Annotated in this window: 20 protein-coding genes; 5 read left to right on the top strand and 15 right to left on the bottom strand. The window is 51.3% G+C overall.

Features of this window, described 5'->3' with window-relative positions:
* Positions 1–8: 8 nt before the first annotated feature.
* The 15 genes from QU667_RS05485 to smc form a co-directional block, all read right to left on the bottom strand.
* Positions 9–605 carry an epoxyqueuosine reductase QueH gene (locus QU667_RS05485; protein WP_304988298.1) on the bottom strand — a complete coding sequence of 199 codons (597 nt, stop codon included), beginning with the start codon at positions 603–605 and terminating at the stop codon, positions 9–11.
* Between the two features lies 1 nt (position 606).
* Complete coding sequence (ruvB, locus tag QU667_RS05480; protein ID WP_304988414.1) at positions 607–1,644, bottom strand: Holliday junction branch migration DNA helicase RuvB; 1,038 nt, start codon at positions 1,642–1,644, stop codon at positions 607–609.
* 15 nt (positions 1,645–1,659) lie between these two features.
* Complete coding sequence (gene ruvA / locus QU667_RS05475) at positions 1,660–2,262, bottom strand: Holliday junction branch migration protein RuvA (protein ID WP_304988297.1); 603 nt, start codon at positions 2,260–2,262, stop codon at positions 1,660–1,662.
* Positions 2,263–2,281: 19 nt separating this feature from the next.
* Positions 2,282–2,776, bottom strand: coding sequence for a crossover junction endodeoxyribonuclease RuvC (gene ruvC, locus QU667_RS05470; protein WP_304988296.1), 495 nt, complete (start codon positions 2,774–2,776; stop codon positions 2,282–2,284).
* A gap of 59 nt (positions 2,777–2,835) precedes the next feature.
* Entirely contained in the window at positions 2,836–3,564 is a 729-nt protein-coding gene (locus QU667_RS05465; RefSeq protein WP_304988295.1) for a YebC/PmpR family DNA-binding transcriptional regulator, read from the bottom strand.
* 16 nt (positions 3,565–3,580) lie between these two features.
* Positions 3,581–4,783: a tyrosine--tRNA ligase gene (gene tyrS, locus QU667_RS05460; RefSeq protein WP_304988294.1), complete on the bottom strand. Its 1,203-nt coding sequence runs from the start codon at positions 4,781–4,783 to the stop codon at positions 3,581–3,583.
* 15 nt (positions 4,784–4,798) lie between these two features.
* A complete protein-coding gene (locus tag QU667_RS05455; protein WP_304988293.1) occupies positions 4,799–6,886 on the bottom strand; it encodes a transglycosylase domain-containing protein in 2,088 nt (695 codons plus the stop codon).
* Positions 6,887–7,164: 278 nt separating this feature from the next.
* On the bottom strand, positions 7,165–9,519 hold the full coding sequence (locus QU667_RS05450) for an endonuclease MutS2 (protein WP_304988292.1): 2,355 nt from the start codon (positions 9,517–9,519) through the stop codon (positions 7,165–7,167).
* A gap of 9 nt (positions 9,520–9,528) precedes the next feature.
* Complete coding sequence (locus tag QU667_RS05445) at positions 9,529–12,033, bottom strand: U32 family peptidase (protein ID WP_304988291.1); 2,505 nt, start codon at positions 12,031–12,033, stop codon at positions 9,529–9,531.
* A gap of 47 nt (positions 12,034–12,080) precedes the next feature.
* On the bottom strand, positions 12,081–12,698 hold the full coding sequence (scpB, locus tag QU667_RS05440; RefSeq protein ID WP_304988290.1) for an SMC-Scp complex subunit ScpB: 618 nt from the start codon (positions 12,696–12,698) through the stop codon (positions 12,081–12,083).
* Complete coding sequence (locus QU667_RS05435; protein ID WP_304988289.1) at positions 12,685–13,413, bottom strand: segregation and condensation protein A; 729 nt, start codon at positions 13,411–13,413, stop codon at positions 12,685–12,687. The genes scpB and QU667_RS05435 overlap by 14 nt, the downstream gene beginning before the upstream one ends.
* 8 nt (positions 13,414–13,421) lie before the next feature.
* Positions 13,422–14,051 (bottom strand): site-2 protease family protein, encoded by a 630-nt coding sequence (locus QU667_RS05430; protein ID WP_304988288.1) that lies wholly within the window; start codon positions 14,049–14,051, stop codon positions 13,422–13,424.
* A 16-nt stretch (positions 14,052–14,067) separates the two neighbouring features.
* Positions 14,068–14,613: an NUDIX domain-containing protein gene (locus QU667_RS05425; RefSeq protein WP_304988287.1), complete on the bottom strand. Its 546-nt coding sequence runs from the start codon at positions 14,611–14,613 to the stop codon at positions 14,068–14,070.
* 34 nt (positions 14,614–14,647) lie between these two features.
* On the bottom strand, positions 14,648–15,583 hold the full coding sequence (ftsY, locus tag QU667_RS05420) for a signal recognition particle-docking protein FtsY (RefSeq protein WP_304988286.1): 936 nt from the start codon (positions 15,581–15,583) through the stop codon (positions 14,648–14,650).
* 17 nt (positions 15,584–15,600) lie between these two features.
* The gene (smc, locus tag QU667_RS05415) at positions 15,601–19,167 is read right to left on the bottom strand and encodes a chromosome segregation protein SMC (protein ID WP_304988285.1); all 3,567 of its coding nucleotides are present in this window, start codon (positions 19,165–19,167) and stop codon (positions 15,601–15,603) included.
* Between the two features lie 142 nt (positions 19,168–19,309).
* On the opposite strand from smc, the gene fba reads away from it, so the two are divergent.
* From fba to rpsI, 5 genes are all read left to right on the top strand, one after another.
* Positions 19,310–20,308 carry a class II fructose-1,6-bisphosphate aldolase gene (gene fba / locus QU667_RS05410; protein WP_304988284.1) on the top strand — a complete coding sequence of 333 codons (999 nt, stop codon included), beginning with the start codon at positions 19,310–19,312 and terminating at the stop codon, positions 20,306–20,308.
* 353 nt (positions 20,309–20,661) lie between these two features.
* Complete coding sequence (locus QU667_RS05400; RefSeq protein WP_304988283.1) at positions 20,662–21,894, top strand: aspartate kinase; 1,233 nt, start codon at positions 20,662–20,664, stop codon at positions 21,892–21,894.
* A gap of 160 nt (positions 21,895–22,054) precedes the next feature.
* Positions 22,055–23,296, top strand: coding sequence for an aminotransferase class I/II-fold pyridoxal phosphate-dependent enzyme (locus tag QU667_RS05395; protein ID WP_304988282.1), 1,242 nt, complete (start codon positions 22,055–22,057; stop codon positions 23,294–23,296).
* 146 nt (positions 23,297–23,442) lie between these two features.
* Positions 23,443–23,868, top strand: coding sequence for a 50S ribosomal protein L13 (gene rplM, locus QU667_RS05390; protein WP_006691994.1), 426 nt, complete (start codon positions 23,443–23,445; stop codon positions 23,866–23,868).
* Between the two features lie 26 nt (positions 23,869–23,894).
* Complete coding sequence (gene rpsI / locus QU667_RS05385; protein WP_006691995.1) at positions 23,895–24,287, top strand: 30S ribosomal protein S9; 393 nt, start codon at positions 23,895–23,897, stop codon at positions 24,285–24,287.
* Positions 24,288–24,395 lie beyond the last annotated feature (108 nt).

Below are 24,395 nucleotides of genomic sequence, written 5' to 3'. Positions count from 1 at the left end.
CCTGCTCATCATGCCATCAGACGAAGACGTTTCTTTTCTTTGTTTTCCTTGCGTTGAAGTTTCCGAAGCACACGACTGTATCGTTCTTCTTCGCTGAATACGCAGCCACAGTAGGCCTGACGGTAGAGTTCCAGATCTTTGCTGAGATCAATCCCCTCCTGCCAGCCGATACGGAAATCCTCATAGTAAAATGAAATCCCGTATTCTTTGGCAAAATGCTCTGCAACAGAACGCATCAGATCATGCTGCTGGTAGATGCTATAAAAAAGGGTCGATGTAAAACTGTCAAATCCGTGTTCTGCCGCATACCGTGCCGATTCTTTCAGACGCCATGTATAGCACATACGGCAACGCCCCTTCTTTGTCCCCTCCGCCGGGAGTGCCTTTTTGAGAAATTCACGCATGGCATACGTTTCATCCGCAATGAACTCCATCTGCATCAAATTTGCAAACTTCCTTGCATTTTGCAGTCTCTCCTCCCACTCCTTATAGGGGTGAATATTCGGATTGAAAAAATAACCAGTCGGCTCAATGCCATCGGAACGCAATTTTTTTAGTGGATAGCAGGAACATGGTCCACAGCACATATGCATGAGCAAATTCATCTCAGAGCAGTTCTCCTTGTCTGTTATCATTTTGTGGAAACGGAATACCTATATGCTCATATCCGCTGCGTGTCACAATCCGACCGCGCGCCGTACGTGCAATAAATCCTAACTGAATTAGATATGGTTCATAGACATCCTCGATGGTTTCCACCATCTCACTGAGTGCTGCCGCCAAGGTTTTCAAGCCGACAGGACCGCCGGAAAACTTTTGAATCATGACTTCCAGCATATAGCGATCCTTGTTCTCAAGTCCCTTGTCATCAACCTCAAGGGCTTCGAGTGCCTCAATGGTGACAGTCTTCGATATCGTAGTCTCACCTGCCACCTGGGCAATATCACGAACACGCTTCAGGATGCGGTTTGCAACACGCGGCGTTCCCCGCGAACGGCGTGCAATCTCAAGAGCTCCCTCACGTTCGATCTGCACAGAGAGAATATCAGCCGTGCGTTCAATGATGAGCAGAAGGGCTTGGGGCGTATAGTATTCCAATCGGGACTGAATACCGAAACGATCACGCAATGGAGCCGAGAGAGCCCCCGTCTTTGTCGTCGCACCCACGAGAGTAAACGGCGCAAGATCCAGGCGCAGAGAGCGTGCACTGGGCCCCTTTCCGATGATGATGTCAATCGCATGATCCTCCATCGCGGAATAGAGAATCTCTTCGACATGATGCGAAAGGCGATGAATCTCGTCAATAAAAAGGACATCATGCTCCTGTAGATTGGTGAGGAGGGAGGCAAGATCGCCCTGTCGCTCAATGGCTGGTGCTGAGGTCTGGCGGAAATTCGCCCCCATCTCATTGGCAATGATTGCCGCGAGTGTCGTTTTTCCAAGTCCTGGCGGTCCATAGAGAAGGACGTGATCCAGTGCTTCGTTGCGCGAAAGTGCTGCCTGTATGAATTTGGACAGATTCGACTTTACCTTATCCTGCCCGATGTACTCATTCAAACGACGTGGGCGCAGACTGTACTGCCAACCATCCGTCGTCTGTTCCTCAAAGGAAACAAGTTCCTCATCCTCATACATATCCAATATCGTCCCCCTCCTTTCTCAAAATCGCTGGAGCTCTGTCAGTGCATAACGAATAATCTCTTCCGTACTTTCCCAATCCTTCTTTTTCTTAAGCACAGACTGGATTTCACTCTGTCCAAAGCCCAGACTCAGAAGAGCTTCCGTTGCCTCAGAGATTTGATCCCCAATGCCGTCTGTAAAGTCAGCTGTCTGATCTGCGAAAGAAGTATCATCAAATGTGGTGGACGTAAGTTTATCCTTCAGTTCCAGAATAATCCGCTCCGCAGTTTTTTTCCCGATTCCCGGAAGTTTCGTGATCGCCTTGACATCCTTCTGATGGATCAATCGATAAAACTCATTTGCCGTAATTGCCGAAAGAATCCCCTGCGCAACTTTCGGGCCGATCCCCGAAATGCCGATCAAATGCTGAAAGAGATCATACTCCTCTTGCGAAAAGAACCCATAGAGAAGCATGGCATCTTCTCGTATATGCGTATGAATATAGAGCGTGACTTCTTCGCCCACATTGATGTGATTGCGCGTCTGATGGGAGACAAACACACGATAGCCAACATCATGGACATCAAGAAAGCAATAGTCCGGAAATGTATATGCAACTTTTCCACGTAAAAACCCAATCATTTGTTCTGTGTTCCCTCATCTACATTCGATTACGCCATGCTATGCTGTCCACACAATGCGCGGCACTGATGGCAATCGCAAGCGCATCAGCGGTATCATCCGGGTGAGGCGGCGATGAAAGGTTCAGGAGTTTTGTCACCATGTATATGACCTGCTCCTTCGTCGCCTTCCCATAGCCCGTCACAGACTGTTTCACCTGCAGCGGTGTCCGCTCTACAACCATGATGTTATTCTGTGCGGCGGTAAGAAGTACGACGCCGCGTGCCTGCCCGACCGGAATCGCCGTTGTCACATTCCGATTGAAAAAAAGCTGTTCGACCCCCATCGCATCAGGCGCATACTTTCGAATCAGCATTTCGAGTTCTGTATGGATTTTCAACAGACGCTTCTCCACCGCCATTTTCGACGGCGTTGTAATTGCGCCATAGGCATGAGGACGCAGCCGTGAGCCGATTAGTTCCACAAAGCCATAGCCGCATATCGCAGTTCCGGGGTCGATACCGAGTACTAACATCTTCTTATTCTTAAAAGAGTGCAGACATCTCGTCTGCACTCCGATAAGCAATCCTCCGCTTATTCATCCATCTCATAGTTGCTGTAGACGTTCTGGACATCATCGTTGTCCTCCAGTGCATCAATCAACGTCTGCATCTTCTCAGCATCCTTATCGGCAAGATGAACTGTCGTATCCGGAACCATTGTCACCTCGGCAGATGCTGTCTCGATTCCCTTTTCTCCGAGAGCGGTCTCAATCGACTCAAAGGCTTCCGGCTCGGCAACAATCTCAAAGACATCGTCCTCCGAACGCATATCCTCTGCGCCGGCTTCGAGAACAATCTCAAGGAGGGCATCCTCATCGTCAAACGCCTCACGCTCCACAATAAAGACCGCCTTCTTCTTGAACATCCATGAAACGCACCCGTCCTGACCGAGATTGCCGCCATACTTTGAGAAGAGATGACGGACATCGGCCGCCGTGCGGTTTCGGTTGTCCGTCAAAATGTCGAGCATGACAGCCGTGCCGCCGGGACCATACCCCTCGTAAAAGAGTTCTTCATAGTTGCTTCCCTCGGTTGCACCAAGTCCCTTCTGGATGGCACGGTTGATATTGTCCTTCGGGATATTGTTTGCCTTCGCCTTGGAAAGCGCAAGTTTCAGACGCATATTGCCCGTCGGGTCGCCGCCGCCCATGCGGACGGCAATCGTGATCTCGCGTCCAATTTTCGTTGTAATTTTTCCGCGAATCGCGTCGTTCGCGCCCTTCTTGCGTTTGATATTGGCCCATTTGGAATGTCCTGACATCGTTCCGATCTCCTTCTCAATAAACAAGCTGATAGTGCTTCTTTTTTCCTTTTTTGATCAACGCAGTACCATCGGAAAAATCTGCTTCGCTGAGTACATAATGCTCGTCCGCAACACGCACATCGTTGAGTGTGAGTCCCCCCTGCTGAATCAGGCGACGTGCTTCGCCCTTCGAAGGGAACACCTTTCCACGCGTGAGGGCATCTACTAACTTTTCACCAATCTCTACGCGAATCTGTGGAAGATCTGTCGATACGCCGCCGCCAAAGAGTGCCTTTGCTGTTTCCTGCGCCTTCTGTGCCTCCTGCTCCCCATGGACGATCTTGGTCGCCTCATATGCGAGAATCTCCTTGGATCGATTGATTTCATGCCCCTCGACTGCGGCAAGGCGGCGAACCTCATCCATCGGAAGATACGTGAGCAGCGAGAGACAGGTCTCGACATCGGCATCATCAATATTGCGCCAATACTGGTAGAAGTCATAGGGCGACGTTTTTTCGGCATCCAACCAGAGTGCCCCACCCGCTGTCTTTCCCATCTTTGTTCCGTCACTCTTTGTGAGGAGTTTATTGGTGAGTCCAAAGACCGTAATATTCTTCTTGCGACGGCAAAGCTCTACACCCGCGATGATATTGGACCACTGATCGTCTCCGCCCATCTCAAGCTTACAGCCGTAGCGGTCATTGAGCTCCATGAAGTCATACGCCTGCATAATCATATAGTTGAACTCAAGGAAGGTCAGCCCCTTCTCCCAGCGCTGCTTACAGCTCTCGGCAGCAAGCATTCGGTTGACGGTAAAGTGTGCGCCAATATCGCGAAGCAAGTCGATATAGTTGAGTTTACGCAGCCAGTCCCCGTTATCCACCATGATCGCCCGATCGTCCGTGAAGTCAATGAAACGGGCAATCTGTCTGCGGAAACAATCGCAATTATGACGGATGGTTTCATCGGTCATCACCTTGCGCATATCCGAACGCCCCGAAGGATCGCCAATCGTCCCCGTTCCGCCACCGACAAGGCAAATGGGACGATGTCCGGCTCTTTGCAAATGCGACATCGCCATAAGCGCGATCAGATGTCCTGCATGAAGGCTGTCCGCTGTTGGGTCAAAGCCGGTATAGAACGAAACCTGCTCCTGTCCGAAGAGGTTGCGCAGACCTTCCTCATCCGTACACTGCGCGAGAAAACCGCGTTCCTTCAGTATATCAATGGCATTCAATCTATTACCTCTTTCTTAGTTCTTCCCTTTTTCTACGCCCATACCAGGCTCAGGAGCTTCTGCTGCAGACGATGGAGTGTGCGTTGAGGATGCAGTATTTGCGGCAGCAGTGCTGTTCTTTTCTGTATCAGCAACACCCTTCGTCCCATTTTCTTTCCCATGGATATCCGATTTCTTTTTTGGATCTTGTTCTTTTTCATGATCTTCAACGGGAGGATCATCCGATGAGGGGGCAAAGGAGGGCGCCCCCTCAAAATGACGTATGGGCAATCCTGCGTGGGCTTTCAGCATAAAGGTCTGCCATATAACGGCGGGAGTCGTTCCTCCCGCCATTCCATGCAAATCACCATCGCTGTCATTTCCAATCCAAACTCCTGCGACCAGATCCGGGGTATATCCGACAAACCATGCATCATGATAGTCGCTTGTTGTTCCTGTTTTTCCTGCGGCAGGACGACCGATGTTGGCACGTGTTCCTGTACCGCGTTGAATAACGTCTTCCATCATCGCGGTCATGGTAGCGGCATTTGCTGAAGAAATGACACTTTTCTCCTTTCGCTGCACTTCCTCAAGCACCTTGCCCGTGCGCGAGACAACGCGGATGACGGCTACCGGCTCGACATGGATGCCGCGGTTCGCAAATGTACCGTATGCGCTTGTGAGTTCGAGCGGCGTGACACCACGCGTCATACCGCCAAGTGCGACCGCGAGATTGCGGTCGTTCGTTGCACCGTCAAGGACAAAGGTTGATATCCCCATCTCCTGAGCATAGTAAATCGCCTTATCAATGCCAATATCCTGTGCAATTCGAACCGTTGGCACATTTAATGACCAACGTACGACATCGCGCAAACGCACCTTTCCGGAGAAATTGCGACTATAATTCTGGGGTTCCCACCCACCGATCTTTAGAGGTTTATCGTCAATGATGGAATCTGCCGTATATTTATTCTCAAGTGCCGCAACGAACACGAATGGTTTAAATGCCGAGCCCGGCTGCCGTACTGCCTGTGTGGCACGATTGAACTGGTCTGTTCCACGACCGCCAACCATGGCTTTGATATATCCCGTATGGGGGTCGATGGCAACCAGTGCCCCCTGCGGCTGTACAATACCGTTTGCATCGGTAAAATATGTAGGGAGATTCTGCATAGCATTCTCTGCCGCTGCCTGTAAGTTCATATCGATGGTTGTGTAGATCTTCAAACCATCCTTATAAATGGCATCATCTCCGTATTTTTCTGCAAGTTGCTGCAGCACATAGTCAACGAAATAGGACGGACCTTTGACCCCATCACCGGTATTCTTTATAATAGTGAGTGGTTCTTTTTTCGCAGCATTCGCCTCACCAGGACTAATATAGCCGTATTTTGCCATCTGGTCGAGGACAACAGCTTTTCGCTCGGTCGCTGCTTCCATGTCATTGAGTGGAGAATAGTAATTCGGACTCTTTGGAATACCCGCCAACATGGCACATTCGTTCAGTGACAGATCCTTGACATCCTTACCAAAATAGGTGCGTGCCGCAGCTTGAACGCCATATGCCCCCTGTCCGAAATAGATCTGATTCATGTAGAGTTCGAGGATTTCCTGCTTCGTATACTGGCGTTCGAGTTGTAGTGCAAGAAACACCTCCTGAACCTTGCGCTTGAACGTCCGATCCTGTGTCAGATATGCATTCTTTGCGAGCTGCTGCGTGATGGTGGATCCACCCTCTGTGAGTTCACGCCCCTGGATGTTCGCCCAAATGGCACGCATGATTCCGCGCGGGTCAATGCCTATATGCTCATAGAAGCGGTTGTCCTCGACTGCGACAAAAGCGTTCTGAAGATTTTTCGGAATCTCATGGATGCTGACAGGCCTTCGATTTTCGGCGGCGTGAATATTGGCGATCTCATTTCCGTTGATGTCATAAATCTGCGACGACGCAGGTGGTACAATATCCTCTGCCAGATTCGGCCTGGTATTCAAACTTGCCGTGAGAAAGCCGCAGCCGACACCGATAATCATGACAAACAGTATCAGCCCTATGGCTAGAATTGCTTTTCCGAGAACGGAGCCTCTTTTTGACTTCTTTGTCGCTTTCTTTTCGCTTTTCTGCATAGATACCTTCCTGTCCAGATTTCCTCCACAGTGCTTAGCTACATCCAATTTCTTTATTTTATCACAAACTGAGAATTTTGTAAGGATATTTTATGAAAAAGGCTATTTTGTCTGTGTAGGAATCACGGATAAAATATGATTCGTCAGCTTGACGCAGAATTTTTGTCCGAATGCAGTGGAAAATCAGACACAGAGCAGTGTTCCAGGGAGGATTTTCCGACGATGTATGGGCAAAAAGGTGCACAGATATGATGGTGCTGAATGAATTAGTGATACCTTTACTTCAATTCCACAACAGTTGCACCTGTTCCTCCCTCGGAAATATCTGCAAACGAAAAGGTCAGAACAGACCGATGCTGCTTTAGGTAGTCCTGCAGCCCCTTTCGCAGAGCTCCCGTCCCCTTTCCATGGATCACGAGGATCTTTGACAGACCTGTATACACAGCATCGTCGATGAATTTCTCAAGAGCAGCCTCCGCTTCAAATACGGTCATGCCGCGCACGTCGATTTCCGGTCGAATCTCTGACGCTTTCTGCGCAATTGACGTTCCGACATGCACCTTAGTATTCTTCTTTGGTTTTTTTCGCGTGACAAATGTGCACGCACTCATCTTGACAATGCTGCGCAGTCCGCCTACCTGGACGGTGAGTTCTTGTCCTTGCACAGAAAGTACGATCCCTTCCTGTGCAAGACTTTTAATATAAACAATATCACCGTTCTGAACATCGCCGGGACGGATTGTTTTTCCATGAGGCACATCCCTTTGCATATGCCCGGGGACATACGCCTCGTCCAGTCGGTTTCTTGCCTCCTGTATCGCCTTACGGCGTTCTTTCACTCCATGATCATCAAACTGCTCTTTGAGGGATTTGATCGTTTCTTCCGCGTTGCGCCGTGCCTCACGAACGATGTTGTTCGCCTCTTCGCGTGCCTTGTGCAGGAGTTCCTGTCGCGTATTGGAAAGTATTTCGCGTTCAGCGTGCAGACGAGCCTCCACGGATTTTATCTCTGCCTCTTTGTTGCGCAGTTCGCGATTTTTTATCTCGTAGTTTTTCTTTTCCTGTTCAAGTTCATTGACAACATTCTCGAACTGTGTATGCTCCTCGCTGATATAGAGTTCTGCACGCGCGACAATATCCTGCGGCAAACCGAGCTGACGGCTGATGGAAAAAGCGTTGCTCGCCCCGGGAATCCCGATCAGAAGCCGATAGGTCGGGCGCAGTGTCTTGAGATCGAACTCGACAGAAGCATTTTCAATCCCCGTCTCTGCATAGGCATAGGTTTTTAATACGGCATAATGGGTTGTGGCAACCACAGCAATGCCCTGCTGCAAAAAATGTGCAATGATGCTGCGCGCCAGAGCAGCCCCCTCATCCGGATCCGTTCCCGCCCCGACCTCGTCCAGCAGGACGAGGTCGCCCTGCTCCGCCTTGTCGATGATACGGACGATGTTCCTCGTATGCGCCGAAAATGTGGAAAGACTTTGCTCGATGCTCTGCTCGTCTCCAATGTCCGCATATATATTGCGATAAACGGGAATCTCCGAATCGGGTGCAGTCGGCAGGAAGCAGCCGGACTGCGTGAGCAGAGAGAGAAGTCCCAGTGTTTTCATGCTCACAGTTTTACCGCCCGTATTCGGTCCTGTAATCAGCAGAATGGAAAAGTTCTGCCCAAGCTCAATGTCAATCGGTACAACCTTGTCCTTCGGGAGCAGCGGATGTCGTGCCCTCTTCAGATGAACAACACCGCTTTGATTCAATGTGGGCGGATACGCCTGCATTTCACGCGCAAGCCCCGCACGGGCAAAGATAAGATCCATCTCCGAGAGAATCGTGCCGTTTTCCAAAAGGATGTCTGCATTCTGTGCAATCTCAGTCGAAAGCCTCTGCAAAATCCGCTGGATTTCCTGCTCTCGTGCAAGCCCCATCTGCCGCACGGTATTGTTCAGCTCCACGGTCGCAAGCGGCTCCACAAAGAGTGTCGCTCCGCTGGCAGACTGATCGTGGATCACGCCCGGAAAATAATTGCGGTATTCCTGCTTGACCGGAATGACATAGCGCTCATCGCGTACGGTAACAATGGCTTCCTGAAAGTATTTTTGATTTGTCGCGTCATGGAGAATTGCGGACAGACGATCCTTTACACGCGACTGCGCCGTATGCAGTTCGCGCGTAATCCTGCGCAGTTCGGGGCTCGCATCATCACGAAAATTTCCATGCTCGTCGATGGTGTCCTTCAGATGGCGCTCTACCATCCCGAGAATTTCAATCGGCTTTGCTTGTTCTTTGAGGATTGGCACATCCAGTGTGAGATCGCGAAAGAAATACTTTACATTTCGCATTCCCCCCATGGTGCTCATGACCGTGCGCAGTTCATCGATTTCAAGGATAGACCCCATCGACGCTTTTTTTAAAAGCGTACGCAGATCGTAGATTCCGCCGAACGGTGGCGACTGGAGCTGTTGAACCTGCACCGCTTCCGCTGTCTCCTGATGGAGATGCACAACCTCGTCATAATCCCCACTTGGTATGACGCTGCGACAAAGTTCCTTGCCGCACATGGTGAAGGCAAACGAAGCAAGCCAATTTGTGATTTTCCCGTATTCCAAAACCTTAAATGACTCAGTATCCATGTGTACCTCTTATAAAATCCCACGGAAATAATGCCCGCGCGTAATGTCTTTGCCCTCCTGCATACGCAGATATTCCTCATCTTCCTCGCTGCGCGGGGCTTTGCGCCCGAGTGCATCCCGATACAGTCGCACACTGTTTTGCAATTCGCCTCTGGAAAGACCGCGTCCCTCGATCCGCAGGGTTGCGACCCCCATGCGCCGAATCTGATGCACATAGGGCAGCAGGGACAGCTTTTTGCTGTTGAGTATATGCATACGACAGAACTGATCTGTCATCACAGGAAAATCCACATTCTTGCGGTCACGGAGGAAAAATTCCTGTCTGCGGCATGGCATGGAGCATTTTCCCGTATCAAGCCCCCCGAGGAAGCTGCCCAAGACACAGTACTCCGAAATCATGAGCGGGAGACGCCCGCTCACAACCACGGTGAGCGGAATGGGACTATCCTTGACAAGACGTTCCATCTGTCTGCCGTTGAGTTCCGGTGACAGCGTTGCCTCGCCGAATTCATGCGCATACAGAAACCGAAGTGCAGACGGATTATAGGAGATCATCGAATAATCCGCATGGAGTGTCACGGGCACACGATCCCGCGCAAGATATGCCGTTCCAATATGATGGACGTGCAGGGCTGCGGGCAAGTTCTCTCCAAAGCTCTCAAACAGGCGGATCAGAGCCGCCTGTTCGTCCCCTCGTACAATGCGCGGTGTGTTGTAGTCGATGCGGATTCCGCACTCCTTCGCATAATCCCAAGCCGCCGCATAATCCCTCGGTTGGAGTGTCATTCCACGAAACGAATCGCCGCCGTAGAGAATACCGTCTGCACCGGCAGCAACAGCAGTCTTCATCGTCTCCATATCATCAACGGCAACCATCAATGCTGCCGGCTGTGGCGCGGCAACATTCAAGGAACGTACAGGTGTATCCTTTGCGTTCTCTTGTGCAAAATGCACGGTTGCGATTCGTTTTTTTTCAAAGTGTTGTGTACGCAGTTTTTCCAAGGTGGATATGGCAGAGCGGCGCAGATTATTCAGCGCACTGACCGGCACCATCACGGCGTCATCCATATCACAGGAAAGATCTGCAAGAGAAAATAATGTCGTACCAAGACGCTCCATCTGCTTTTTAGCGGTCTCAAGCGTGAGCGGCCGATTGTTCGCCGAAACAACGATGTAGTCGCTTTCTGCCGTCGCTGTGTTCCCCTCATCGTCCGTAAGGGAGAGACGCAATTTTTCTCCAAGTCGCGCACGGAGAACGGCACGAAGCGGGATACGATCACAGGAGTCGGCATCATAGGAGTGTCTTGCCGCATTCATGAGTTTTGCATCATAGACCTTGAATACGCGATCATGGACATGAACTTTGCCGCGCAAGGCAAAGGAGACCGTATCCCCTGCAAACGCCTCCGCACATTCTTTTCCACGACGATCATACAGGCGCTCGATCTCGGCACTGACACGCCCACCAACCTTGACCCAGAAATCTACCTGATCGTGTACGGCGAGTGGTCTGGTAAGCTTCACGGAAACCATCTGCGCAGCGTGGTCATATGCCGTGACGCGTCCAATCAGAAGTCCGCGATTGTTCGGACGGCGGTCACTCATCATATACCGACCCTGTCGCTTTTCCATATATGCCGTTGTAAAATCACGATTGAACACCTGCGCCAGATGATCGCGATCCGTATCATCGACAGCATCCCTTTTAGGGTTGAGGTGGTGGTCGATCGCCTTGCGATAGGTATGCACAATCGTCGCAACATATTCCGGACGCTTCATGCGCCCTTCGATTTTGAGGGAATCAACGCCCGCATCAAGCAGCTGCGGAATGAGTTCGACTGCATTCAGATCGCGCGGGGAGAGAAGGAAGTTGCCGGCGGATTCACCGAGCACGTCACTTCCCTTTGCATCAACCAACGTATAGGGCAGACGGCAGGGCTGTGCACAGCGCCCACGATTTCCGCTGCGGCCGCCGATCATGCTGCTCATCAGGCACTGTCCGGAGTAACACACGCAGAGAGCACCGTGCACAAAGGTCTCAATCTCGATGCGGCTTTTTTTGCAAATATCCCGAATCTCCGCAATGGAGAGTTCACGAGCCAGTACAACACGTGAGAATCCAAGTTCTTCCAACGCCTGAACTCCGGCAATATTATGTACCGTCATTTGCGTGCTTGCATGAAGCGGCATTTGCGGCACGATCTCCTTTGCCAGACGGACAGCACCGAGATCCTGCAAAAGAATTGCATCTGCTCCTGCATCGTAGAGAAAGGAAAGGTATTCTTTTAATTGCGGAAGTTCTTCGCTGTCAACAATCGTATTGACCGCAACATGAACCTGCACATTTTTCAGATGCGCATGACGAATGACCTCCGCCATCGCATCTTCATCGAAGTTGGAGGCGTAGGCTCGTGCACCGAACATTTTTCCCGCCAGATAGACGGCGTTCGCACCGTTTTCGACAGCAGCGAGAAACGCTTCCGTTGTTCCCGCAGGAGCGAGTAATTCAACCAATCAATTCAATCCTTTGCAGTATGTACATATACAGAGTTCTGCTGATCTCACACTTCGACATCGTTATGCGCCTCATTATGATCTATCGTGTCTGTCGCGGCATGCATCTCCTCGAAAAGACGCAGTTGATCATCGTCCAGTGTATCCTTCACATCATCCAAATTTGGCAGCGCAGGAAGATCCGACAGCTGCTCCAATCCAAATGCGCGTAGAAACAGATCCGTTGTCCCATAGAGAATTGGTCGACCGACCACCTGCTTGCGCCCCATTTCACAGATCAGCTCAAGTTCAAGCAGGCGTCCGATCGAGCGTTCCGCACGAACGCCACGAATGTGCTCCACTTCCTGTTTTGTAATCGGCTGCTTGTAGGCAATAATGGAAAGCGTCTCCATCGCCGAGGAGGACAGCGTCGGCTGCACGGTTTCCGATAGTTTTTTCACCCACGGAAACGCATTCGGATGCGTTACAAGCTGATAGCCCCCTGCGGATCTGCGCAAAAATATACCGCTTTCCCTCTTCGACAGAATTTGTTCCAGCTGTGTCAGCGTTTCCTGCACTTCCCATTCGGGAATCTCGATAATCTCAGAAATCTTGGGTACGGAGAGAGGTGTACCGGCAGCAAACAGCACCGCTTCCAAAATACCTGCCCGACTAAGAGGCTGCACGGTTTCCCTCCTTTTCCGAAATCACAATTTCATAGTAAAGATGTTCCTGCGACAGATAGACCAACTGCATCTTGGCAAGCTCCAAAATTGCCAAGAATGCAGACAACAGTTCTTCACGCGCCCCCGTAGGAAAGGCATCACTCAACTTGATCCTGCCGTTCCTGCTGCGCAGCAATGCGAGAATATCCGTCATCTTGTCCTGCACACGGTATTCTTCAGCGGACACGACGATTGCCGGGATCAAAGGATTCTCATGAATGCGCTGTACATCCAAAAAAATCCGCATAAGAGCCTCAGCTGAAAGCCCCGCCATGGGTAGGCGATGTGTCGGAAGCGGCATCGGGGCACGCTCCACATAGGGGCTCTGCGCATCGTTCAGCGAGAAGAGAATGGTTGACACCTCTTTGAAACGTCTGTATTCAAGCAGTCGCTCCACAAGCTCCATGCGCGGATCTTCGTCCGTCTCCTCTTCCGCATGGATCTTTGGCAGAAGCATACGCGACTTGATCCGCAAGAGTGTCGCCGCCATTACCAAAAACTCGCTCGCATATTCGATATCGAATTTGTACAGCGTATCGATGTAGTCGAGATACTGCCGTGTCAGATTGGCAATTGGAATATCATAAAGATCAATTTTATTCTTTTCGATCAGATGCATGAGAAGATCCATCGGTCCCTCAAACGCATCCAATTTTACAAGATAGTCTGTCGCCATAGTGTGTCCTAAAACAGGAGGATGCTGCCAAGAACCTTGTAGACATTGTACACCAACTGAAAGAGCGGCATAAGGACAACGCTCAATAACGGTGTTGCAATAAATACAATCATAATGAGCAAACTGTAACGCTCAATGGACTGGTAGCGATAGGCAAGATCGGGTGGAAGAAGATTTCTAAGAATGTGCGATCCATCAAGTGGTGGGATGGGAAGTATGTTGAAGATCGCAAAATTGACATTGTAGACAAAGATCATCTGAATAATCCCATAGGTAATGGGAGAAACATCAACATTGTGCGAACGAATCAACAATATCATGTAGAATGCAATGAACCCAAGGAGGAGATTCATCGCAGGTCCGGCAATGGACACGAGGATGTCATCTCGTTTGGGTTGGCGAAAATTACGTGGATTGACAATCACAGGTTTCGCCCATCCAAATCGTACAAGAAAGAGCATAACGAGACCAATCGGGTCAAGGTGTGCGCGGGGGTCAAGCGTCAGCCGCCCCATGAGGCGCGGTGTAAAATCCCCGAGCGCTACGGCAGCACGTGCGTGTGCATACTCGTGAAAGGTCATGGCAATGATAAGCCCGGGGATTCCGAGCAGCATCTCCTCAAAGTCAAATCCGAACATACATTTCTCCCAATTGTCAGCCACGTAGGCGTTCTTCCGCCATCATGAGTGAGATGATGGTCTTCGAGTCGATGATCTCTCCCGTCTTTATCATCGCTAGCGCATCGGAAAACGGCATTTGCACAACGTTGACAAACTCATCCTCATCGGTATGCTGCATACCGACCGAGAGATCCCGTGCGAGATACAGATGAATGTATTCGTTGGAAAATCCGACCGTCGTCGCAATCATCGTCAGTTTATCATAGGTCTGTGCCGTATAGCCGGTCTCCTCGGACAACTCACGACGTGCACAGTCCAGAGGATCTTCTCCCTCCAAGTCGAGTTTTCCTGCCGGAACTTCAAGAGTTACCTTTCCAATAGGATAGCGAAACTGGCGCACCAAGATCACATTTCCATTGGGCAGAACAGGCAGTACAGCAGCTGCCCCCGGATGGTGAATCCACTCGCGCACAGATTCCTTCCCGTTCGGCAGACGCACCATATCTCTGCGTACATGAAGCAGCGTCCCGTCAAAGATATTCTCACTGCTGCATTTCACTTCTACAAGATCCTCATACATGGCGGATCCCCTTTCATCAAACATATACAAGTCATTATTCCTGTGTTTCGTCGACACGTTTTACAAACAGAGCGCGCACAAAGTCCTCCGCTTGGAAAGGACGAAGATCATCCATCCCCTCCCCTACCCCAATCCATTTGATTGGAATGGAGAGCTGGGACTTGATGCCAATGGTTACGCCGCCCTTTGCCGTTCCGTCCAATTTTGTAAGAACAACACCGGAAACAGAAGCCGCCTGTGTAAAGAGTTCTGCCTGGCTAATCGCGTTCTGCCCCGTCCCTGCATCGAGAACAAGCAGCGTTTCATGAGGTGCCCCCGGTATCTCCCGCCCGATTACGCGGTAGATCTTTTCGAGTTCCTGCATGAGATTGGACTTTGTCTGAAGCCGTCCCGCCGTATCGACAATGACAATGTCAATATTTCGTGCCTGAGCCGCCTGCAGCGCGTCAAAGACAACCGCAGCAGGATCCGATCCTTCGTCATGCTTGATGACCTGCGCACCGGCACGCTTGCCCCAGATCTCAAGTTGATCGATGGCAGCCGCACGGAAGGTGTCTGCTGCTGCGAGGAGCACAGATTTCCCCTGTTTGTGATAGTAAGCACTCAATTTGCCGATGGTCGTTGTCTTGCCGACACCGTTCGTACCGACTACGAGCAGTACCGTAGGTCCATGTTCCGCCATGTGGAAGGTGTTTTCACCCGCCTCAAGGATACGTACAATTTCCTTTTCCAAAAACGGAATCAGATCCTCAGGTGTGCGGATTTCCTTCTGCCTGATCCCCTTACGAACCGCCGCAATGAGCGTCTCCGTGGTCTTTACGCCAACATCCGCCATCAGCAGTGTTTCCTCAAGATCATCAATGAGATCATCGTCGATGTCAGCATATCCGATGATCAGTCGCTCGATATTATGTGTGAAGTTCTCTCGTGTTTTTGTCAGGCTCTTTTTGAGCCGATCAAAGAATCCCACAATAACTCCTTTCTGCGTTATGCGGTCTGCTCCGCTTCATAATCCTTCAACCGTATGGAGAGAACCTTGGAAACGCCCGCATCCTCAACCGTAACACCATACATCGTATCCGCTGCACGCATCGTCCCCTTGCGGTGTGTCACCACGATAAACTGGGTATGTTTTGCAAACTCCTGCAAAAACGCACCGAAACGGGAAACGTTCGCCTCATCCAGAGGTGCGTCGATCTCGTCCAAAATAGAAAATGGTGAGGGACGATAACGTAGGAACGAAAAGAGCAAGGCGATGACGGTAAGCGCACGCTCGCCGCCCGAAAGAGCAGACAGGTTCTGCCGTTTCTTATCAGGCAGTGTCACAAGAATCTCAACGCCACTGCTCAGTATATCGTCTTTATCGGTCAGACGCAATTCCGCAATGCCGCCACCAAAGAGCCGTACGAAAATTTCATTGAAATACTCCTGGATTCGGCGGAATGCCTCGCGAAACGTGCGTGTCATGTCCTGATCAATCTTTTGGATGATCTGTTCGATGTCCTGTTTTGCAGCGATCAGATCCGCGACCTGCTTTTCTTCCTCTTCATACCGCGCCTTCTTCTCCGCATACTCCTCAACAGCGTTGGGATTCACAGAACCGAGCGCACGAATGGCGGCATCCAGCGAATGCAGACGTTCTTTCAAAACATCCGGTTCCACATCCTGCACAATCTGTGAGACCGCAGTCTCAGGTGTCAGTCCAAAATCCGAAAGGAGTGAGCCACGGCAATCCTCAAGACGTATGCGAATGCCCTCCAGACTGTTGTCACACCGATGCTGCTTGGCACGGATATCCTCAATCCGTGCAACAGCACTCTTGATGGCACTGTCCAACATCCGGCTCTCAGCCTCATGCGCCAATCTCTGATCCTTCAGCTCTTTGCCGCGTCTTTCACGTTTTTGGAACACCGCATCATGACGCTCAATCTCGCTCGTCAGTTCAGCAAGGCGCACCTTGTCCTTTTGCAGTTCATCGGCAAGGCGCGCGTCCTGCGCGCTAATGTCCTTCAACGTTTTTTCCGCCTCTATATGGTCAAATGTGCGGGATTCACGGTTGCGCATGTGTGTTTCGATCTCAGCCGAAAGAGCGGCGATAGAAATATCCAATGCGTGTTCCTGCTTCTCATATCTCCGCTGTTCGTTTTGGAGCTCTGTGCACCTTTTACTACACTGTTCAGCTGCCTGTGCAAAACGTTCCTCATGTTCTTCACACATGGAAATGTAGCGTTCCATACGCGTCTGTATCTGCATGAGCTTCGCACCGTTTGTAAGACGTTCCTCTTCCGCATGTTCCATCTCCTGAACGGCATTCGTCTGATCTGCAATGCGCTCCTTTAATATGTCACATTTTCCGTGCAGTTCTATGAGTTCCTGCCGCAGACGATCTGTCGCAGATCTCTTGATCACAGATTCCTTGCTCTTTTCCTTGAGCAGCTGCCGTTGCCTCTCCAAGGAGAAGTTCAGCTTCTGACATGCGTCCGTCTGCTCCTGCAGACGGACGCGCAGTGTCTCGATCTCTGTACGTCGATTCAGCAGTGCAGATCGCTCTTTCTTGCGTCCGCCGCCGGAGAGAGAACCGCCGGGGTTCAGAAGTTCGCCTGTAAGGGTAACGATACGGAGGCGATACCCCTCCTCTTTCGCTGCAATCAGAGCCTCATCCAAAGTTTCCATCACAAGCGTCTGGGAAAGCAAATGATCCGCGACCTTCTGAAATTTTCTTTCTGTCTGAACGAGCGTATTTGCCCATCCAATGACACCACGATAGCGTCCGAGGTTGACCGCACGCGAAGGACGCACGGTAATCGTCGTCAGCGGAAGGAAGGTGACACGTCCACCGTTCTTTTTCTTCAAATATGATATGGCAGACTTTGCCGTATCTGTATCCTCTGTGACGATGTTGCGCACGCTGCCGCCAAGCGCCACGTCGATTGCCGTAAGATAGCGCTCCGGGATGTGGATGAGATCGGCGACCGCTCCCGCGACCCTGCTCCGCCACTCCTCCGTCGCCTGTAGGACGGTCTGCACATCACGTCCGAAGCCTTCATAGCTGTCCTGTAATCGTTGTTGAAAGTCGAGATTTTGTCGAATCCGAAGGAGATCCGCATCCAACTTTCGGCTCTGCACCTCATCACGTTCAATCGTGCGACGCAGTTCCTCCATATTTGAATGAAGGCGATCCTGTTCCTGCAATAAATCCTTCAAATTCTTCTCGGAGAGTGCGATCGCATCTTTTTTGCTTGCACATTCCGTCTGTACTGCTGCAAGAAGTGCGCGGCGGTGCTCAATGTCCGCCTGCCGATGCGTTTCGCTCTCCGCTCCCTGATCCACAGCGTTCCGCGCAACGGCAAGTCGTTCCCGGAGACGCGTTATTACACGCTGTACGGCAATGCGCGATGACACGTGCTGCGCCATCGTTTTCTCCTCATCAGAGAGGTTCGATTTCACACGGATGATTTTCTTCCGTATGTTTGTCTGATCCGCCTGTTTCTCCTGTATCTCATTCCTCTGCTGTGACAATAGCGCGTCAATCTGTGCAATCTCCTGCTCCGTTGCCTGCTTCTTTGCGTAGGCAGAGCAACGCATCCCCTCGAAGTCTGTTTTGCGCTTGCAGCCTTGATCCTGCCGCCCTCGGATGAGGGATTCTTCCTGCCGGAACGCATCCAGTTTCTCCTGCTGTCTGTGGAGCTTTCGCTCATTCTTCTGCATACACCCGTCAATCAGCGCAATATCTGCCTCCAGCACATCTTTCTTCGCTTCGGCTTCCCTGCGCGCACACATTTCTCGTGCCTCTTCGTCACGATGGATATTCAGCGTCTGTGTGATCTTGTCCTGCTCCTGCACAAGTTTTTCATGCTGTTGTATAAGTGTAGTGAGCTGATATTTCTGCCGTTCTTCATCGAGCCGGCGAAACTGCATCGTTTTTTCCGACTGCACGGCAAGCGGCTTGAGTTCTGCTTCCTGTGCATACATAATATCCTTCAGACGCACAAGATCGCCATCGTTTTCGCGCAGTTTCCGCAGTGCCTCCTGCTTGCGCACACGGTACTTCGTGATGCCCGCCGTCTCCTCAAAGAACACCCGACGATCTTCAGGACGACTGTCCAGAATGTCATTCAACCGGTTCTGCCCGATGATGCTCATACCGTCATGACCGATTCCTGTATCCGCAAAGAGCTGGTAGATGTCCTTGATACGGCAGCGTGAATCATTTAAATAGACCTCGCTGTCACCATTCCGATAAAGGCGGCGCTTTACGACAACCTCCTCATAGTCAATCGGCAATTTTTTATCCGAATTGTCAAAGACCAGTACGACCTCCGCAACGCTGAGCGCACGACGTGCAGCAGAACCGGAAAAAATAATATCCTCAGAGCGCAGGCCGCGCAGCATACGGATGTTCTGTTCGCCGAGAACCCAGCGCACGGCATCCGTGATATTGCTCTTGCCGCTCCCGTTCGGTCCCACGACGGCGGTAATTCCCTGATCGAATTGAACAACGATCCGCTCGGCGAATGACTTGAATCCGTACGCTTCCAAGCGCTTTAACTGCACGTAACGCACCTGCCTTTACAAATTAGTTCACTTATTATAACAGAACCCATGGGAAATTTCAAAAAACGGTATCTTCCGTAAATAAACTATGGTATAATGAAATCATTCGTGAGATAGTTTTAATTTAATAGGGGGTAATCATATGCCACTTGTCGGAACAAAGGAAATGTTTAAGAAGGCCTATGAGGGCGGCTACGCCATCGGTGCTTTCAACGTCAACAACATGGAGATCGTTCAGGGCATCACCGATGCTGCAGGAGAGCTCCAGTCCCCTCTGATCCTGCAGGTCTCTGCGGGCGCACGTAAGTATGCTCGTCATGAGTACCTCGTCCATCTCGTCAAGGCAGCTCTTGAAATCAACGATATTCCCATCGCGCTGCATCTCGATCACGGCGCAGACTTTGATATCTGCAAGTCCTGCATCGACGGCGGCTTCACATCCGTCATGATCGACGGCTCCCACCTGCCGTACGCTGAAAACGTTGCACTGGCAAAGCGCGTTGCCGAGTATGCACACGCACACGGCGTTGTCGTCGAGGCAGAGCTCGGACAGCTCGCAGGCATTGAGGACGATGTCAATGTCTCGGCAGAGGATGCGTCCTACACGAAACCCGAGGAAGTACAGGACTTCGTCGAGAAGACGGGTGTCGACTCCCTCGCAATCGCTATCGGCACCTCGCACGGCGCGTTCAAGTTCACACCGGAGCAGTGTACACGCAATGCAGATGGCGTTCTCGTACCGCCCCCGCTCCGTTTCGACATCCTGGAGGAGATCGAGAAGCGCATCCCTGGCTTCCCCATTGTTCTCCACGGAGCGTCCTCCGTCATTCCGAAGTATGTGAAGATCATCAACGAGAACGGCGGACATATGCCGGATGCCGTCGGCATCCCCGAGGATCAGTTGCGCCGCGCAGCAAAGTCCTCCGTCTGCAAGATCAACATCGACTCCGACCTCCGTCTTGCAATGACGGCGGGCATCCGTGAGCACTTCAAAAAAGAGCCCGCACACTTCGACCCGCGCCAGTATCTGACCGACGGCCGCAGCTACATCAAGGAGCTCGTTTCCCACAAGATCAAAGAGGTGCTTGGCTCCGACGGGAAGGCTGCCGAAGTTCAGGCGCTCATTGACCAGAACAAGTAATTTCTCGTTGCCTTAACGAAATCTTTAGGAATCGCTGATAAAATGAAGTCCGTCAGATTGGCGTAGATTTTTTCGTCCGAACAAGGAGGCAAACCGGACGCATAGCCAAAGCTATGTGGAGGATTTGCCGACACAGTGCGGGCAAAAAAGATGCGTCAAGATGGCGCGGCTGAGTTTATCAGTGCTTCCTTTATATGACCTTACTTTGTGCGCTGTATGGAGTAAGGTCATATTTTTATTACTCTCCACTGCCCATCAATACGCTCCTTACTGGACAGTGATTCATTTTTACGCTATAATGCGTTAAGCATTCACCGTTATGGGAATCATATCAATCCATAGGGGGACATTATATGGCACTAATTGTAAAGAAATTTGGCGGAAGTTCGGTGGCTACGCCTGAAAAAATTAAAAATGTGGCGAAACGAATCTTGAGTGAGAAAGCCCCCGATGATCGCATTGTCATGGTTGTTTCGGCCATGGGCGACACGACGGATGATCTCATCGCGCTTGCTGGCGAGGTGGTGGAGAGCCCCTACCAGTATGCGCGCGAGATGGATATGCTCATGACGACGGGCGAACAGGTCTCCATCGCACTCCTTGCGATGGCATTTCGTTCGATGGGACAGCCCGCCGTTTCTCTCACGGGAGCGATGGCTGGAATGCGTACGGACAGCGCACATACGAAGGGGCGTATTCTTGGGCTTGCGCCGAAACGTGTGCACGAGGAGCTGGACAAGGGCAATATCGTTGTCATTGCGGGATTTCAAGGAACGGATGCGGAGGGAAATCCCGTGACCCTCGGACGCGGCGGCTCAGACACTTCCGCTGTCGCGATAGCGGGTGCAATCGGTGCGGATACTTGTGAGATCTTCACGGATGTCGACGGGATCTATTCCGCAGATCCACGCATTGCAAAGGGTGCACGCCGTATGCGTGAAATCACCTACAACGAAATGCTTGAGATGGCGCGTCTCGGTGCGGGTGTCATGCAGCCGCGCTCTGTGGAGATGGGACAGCTTTACGGCATCCCCATTCATGTGCGCTCGACCTTTACGTCGGAACCGGGAACCATCATTAGGGAGGAATACACAGTGGAAGAAAAATCCTTTATCATTCGCGGCGTCACGCATGACGAGCAGGTTTCAAAGATCACCGTGCTCGGTGTTTCCAATGTTCCCGGTGTCGCACACAAGATTTTCTCTGCGCTTGCAGATGCCAACATCGACGTGGATATGATTGTGCAGAGCATTCGCAGTGCCGAATCCAATATGACGGATATGGTCTTTACCGTCGCCACCATCGATGCGGAGGAAGCAAAACAGGTCGTCGAGGGCATCTCTGCAGAAATCAAAGCATCTGCCGTCGCCATCGACAACGATGTGGCAAAGATCTCCATTGTCGGCGCAGGAATGCTCGGCAGTCCCGGGATCGCCTCACGGATGTTTGGTGCACTCTCAAGTGCGGACATCAATATCGAGATCATCAGTACCTCCGAAATCAGCATCTCCTGCCTCATCAAGGGCGGCAGCGTCAAGGACGCTGTCAACCGCATCCACAATGAGTTCTTCCCCGGTGAAGCATAAGAATACTTGTATACACCCGTTTATACAGTGGACATAAACAGCACAACGCGCTATCATCATAGTGCATTTTAGGGAAAGCACGGATTATGGAAGCCTTGCCGCTCCGTCGGAGGGTTTCACGCGATCCGTGCTTTCCAAACGAAAAGGAGAGCGTATACACATGGCTATTCAGATGGCGGCATCGCATGCGGCATCAAGGAGACTGAAGGACGCAATTTTCGGTGCTGCTGCGGCGTGCCGCGCCGCTATCACCGAATACGGCGAGGAACGCGTTGTGAACGCAACCATAGGAGCCGTGATGGATGATACCGGAAAACTCGCTCATCTCCCAACGGTTGAGCGCGTCTTCCGCTCCCTGCCGATCGAAGATTATATTGCCTATGCACCGATCTCGGGACTTCCCGAGTATCTTGAGGCGACAATCGACATTACATTTGCCGGAAACCGTCCCGCAGGATACCTCGCCGCGATTGCGACCGCAGGCGGTACAGGAGCTCTGCGTACCGCTGTCGATAATTACGTTGAAAAGGGCAATCAAGTGCTCACCTCAGATTGGTTCTGGGGAACGTACAATGTCATCTGTCAGGAACTTGGCTCCTCCGTGACAAACTTCCAACTCTTTGATGAGTCGAACAACTTCAACCATACGGCATTTGCTGCATCGGTCGATGCACTCCTCAAGGTGCAGGAGAGCCTGCTCATCATCCTCAATACGCCGGCGCACAATCCAACAGGATACAGTCTCTCCTCCGAGGACTGGGATCATGTGTTGGACTGCGTGAAGAAACACGCCGCCGCAGGAAAGAAAATTTATCTGCTCGTGGACATCGCCTACATCGACTTTGCGGGAGAAAAACACGAAGCACGCGCCTTTATGCAGAAGTTTTCTAATCTGCCGGAAAACATCCTGACACTCTTTGCCTTCTCCATGTCCAAGGCATACACGTTCTACGGACAGCGCTGCGGTGCGCTGATCGCACTCTCGTCGAGCAAGGCAGTCATTGATGAATTCGGTGAAATCAGCAAGTATGCGGCACGCGCGACGTGGTCGAACATCAACCGTGGTGCGATGACCCTCCTGACGCGTATCCAGCAGGACAAGACTGCATATGCCTCGTACGAGGCGGAACGTGATGCACTCTATCACCTTGTGCAGGAGCGCGGCGATATCTTTATGCAGGAAGCGGCACAGTGCGAACTTCCCGCCCTCCCCTATAAGGGCGGTTTCTTCCTCGCCATTCCGGCAGCAGATCCACAAGCGGTCTGTAACCGGCTCCACGAGGATCTCATTTTCGCTGTACCTTTGAAAATGGGCGTACGTATTGCGGCTTGTTCTGTACCAAAGGAAAAAATGTGCGGCATCGCAGAAAAAGTAAAGCACGCAATGGACAAAATGCCTTGACATTCCGGTCAAAATTTTTTAGAATAGCGACGTGTGATATTTTTCATGTGTCCATTAGCCCCGGAGGCATGAGTGGATATTGCATCAACTCTACATATTGAATGCTCTTACTCTCATAGGGGGGGAATTACGTGAAAACCACGGTTATGGCAAAAGCCGCCGATATTGAACGCAAGTGGTATGTTGTAGACGCCGAGAATCAGACGGTCGGTCGTCTTGCGGCAGAGATCGCAAAGGTTCTGCGCGGCAAGAACAAGCCCATCTACACACCGCACGTTGATACCGGCGATTATGTCATCGTTATCAATGCTGAGAAAGTCAAGTTCACGGGAAAGAAGCTGACGGACAAAACCTACTTCCGTCACTCTGGCTATCAAGGCGGCACGACCTTTACGACTGCCGGTCAGATGCTCGATCGTTTTCCAACCCGCGTCATCGAACACGCTGTCAAGGGTATGCTGCCGAAGAACAGCCTCGGCGCGCAGATCTTCCGTAAGCTGAATGTTTACGTCGGTCCCGAGCATCCCCACGCAGCACAGAAGCCCGAACCGCTGGCGTTTGATATTCGCTGAGTTTCGTAAAAGGAGGAATCTGTTCGATGGCACAAGTCACTTACTACGGCACGGGTCGCCGCAAGACCTCAGTTGCACGCGTTCGCCTCGTTCCGGGCGACGGCAAGGTTACGATCAATGGTCGTGAGATGGCAGAATACTTTGGCCTCAAGACTCTCGAACTGATCGTTCGTCAGCCGCTCAACCTGACGGAGACGGTCGATAAATACGATGTCATTGCCAACGTATCCGGCGGCGGTGCATCCGGTCAGGCGGGTGCAATCCGTCATGGCATTACGCGCGCCCTCATCGAGATGGATGCAGAGTTGCGCCCTGCCCTCAAGAAGGCGGGATTCGTCACACGTGACCCGCGTGAGAAGGAACGCCGCAAGTACGGTCTCAAGAAGGCACGCAAGGCATCCCAGTTCTCGAAGCGTTAATACATACGATCTGCAATACAAAAATCCCTTTTCTTACGTGAAAGGGATTTTTTGTTTGACATTTTTTTGTTTTTTACATATCATATTGATAATATAACTATGTTTTAC

Source organism: Selenomonas dianae, assembly GCF_030644225.1.
Lineage (GTDB): Bacteria > Bacillota > Negativicutes > Selenomonadales > Selenomonadaceae > Centipeda > Centipeda dianae.
The sequence above is the reverse complement of the archived record's forward strand: the minus strand, read 5'-3'. Positions and strand labels throughout refer to the sequence as shown.

Bases quoted from the DNA above. Each gene is read 5' to 3' on its own strand.
- QU667_RS05425 (WP_304988287.1), bottom strand. From the start codon at position 14,613: ATGTATGAGGATCTTGTAGAAGTGAAATGCAGCAGTGAGAATATCTTT.
- QU667_RS05430 (WP_304988288.1), bottom strand. From the start codon at position 14,051: ATGTTCGGATTTGACTTTGAGGAGATGCTGCTCGGAATCCCCGGGCTT.
- QU667_RS05435 (WP_304988289.1), bottom strand. From the start codon at position 13,413: ATGGCGACAGACTATCTTGTAAAATTGGATGCGTTTGAGGGACCGATG.
- QU667_RS05485 (WP_304988298.1), bottom strand. From the start codon at position 605: ATGAATTTGCTCATGCATATGTGCTGTGGACCATGTTCCTGCTATCCA.
- QU667_RS05450 (WP_304988292.1), bottom strand. From the start codon at position 9,519: ATGGATACTGAGTCATTTAAGGTTTTGGAATACGGGAAAATCACAAAT.
- fba (WP_304988284.1), top strand. From the start codon at position 19,310: ATGCCACTTGTCGGAACAAAGGAAATGTTTAAGAAGGCCTATGAGGGC.
- ruvC (WP_304988296.1), bottom strand. From the start codon at position 2,776: ATGTTAGTACTCGGTATCGACCCCGGAACTGCGATATGCGGCTATGGC.
- ruvA (WP_304988297.1), bottom strand. From the start codon at position 2,262: ATGATTGGGTTTTTACGTGGAAAAGTTGCATATACATTTCCGGACTAT.
- QU667_RS05455 (WP_304988293.1), bottom strand. From the start codon at position 6,886: ATGCAGAAAAGCGAAAAGAAAGCGACAAAGAAGTCAAAAAGAGGCTCC.
- rplM (WP_006691994.1), top strand. From the start codon at position 23,443: ATGGCAAAAGCCGCCGATATTGAACGCAAGTGGTATGTTGTAGACGCC.
- QU667_RS05395 (WP_304988282.1), top strand. From the start codon at position 22,055: ATGGCTATTCAGATGGCGGCATCGCATGCGGCATCAAGGAGACTGAAG.
- QU667_RS05465 (WP_304988295.1), bottom strand. From the start codon at position 3,564: ATGTCAGGACATTCCAAATGGGCCAATATCAAACGCAAGAAGGGCGCG.
- QU667_RS05400 (WP_304988283.1), top strand. From the start codon at position 20,662: ATGGCACTAATTGTAAAGAAATTTGGCGGAAGTTCGGTGGCTACGCCT.
- rpsI (WP_006691995.1), top strand. From the start codon at position 23,895: ATGGCACAAGTCACTTACTACGGCACGGGTCGCCGCAAGACCTCAGTT.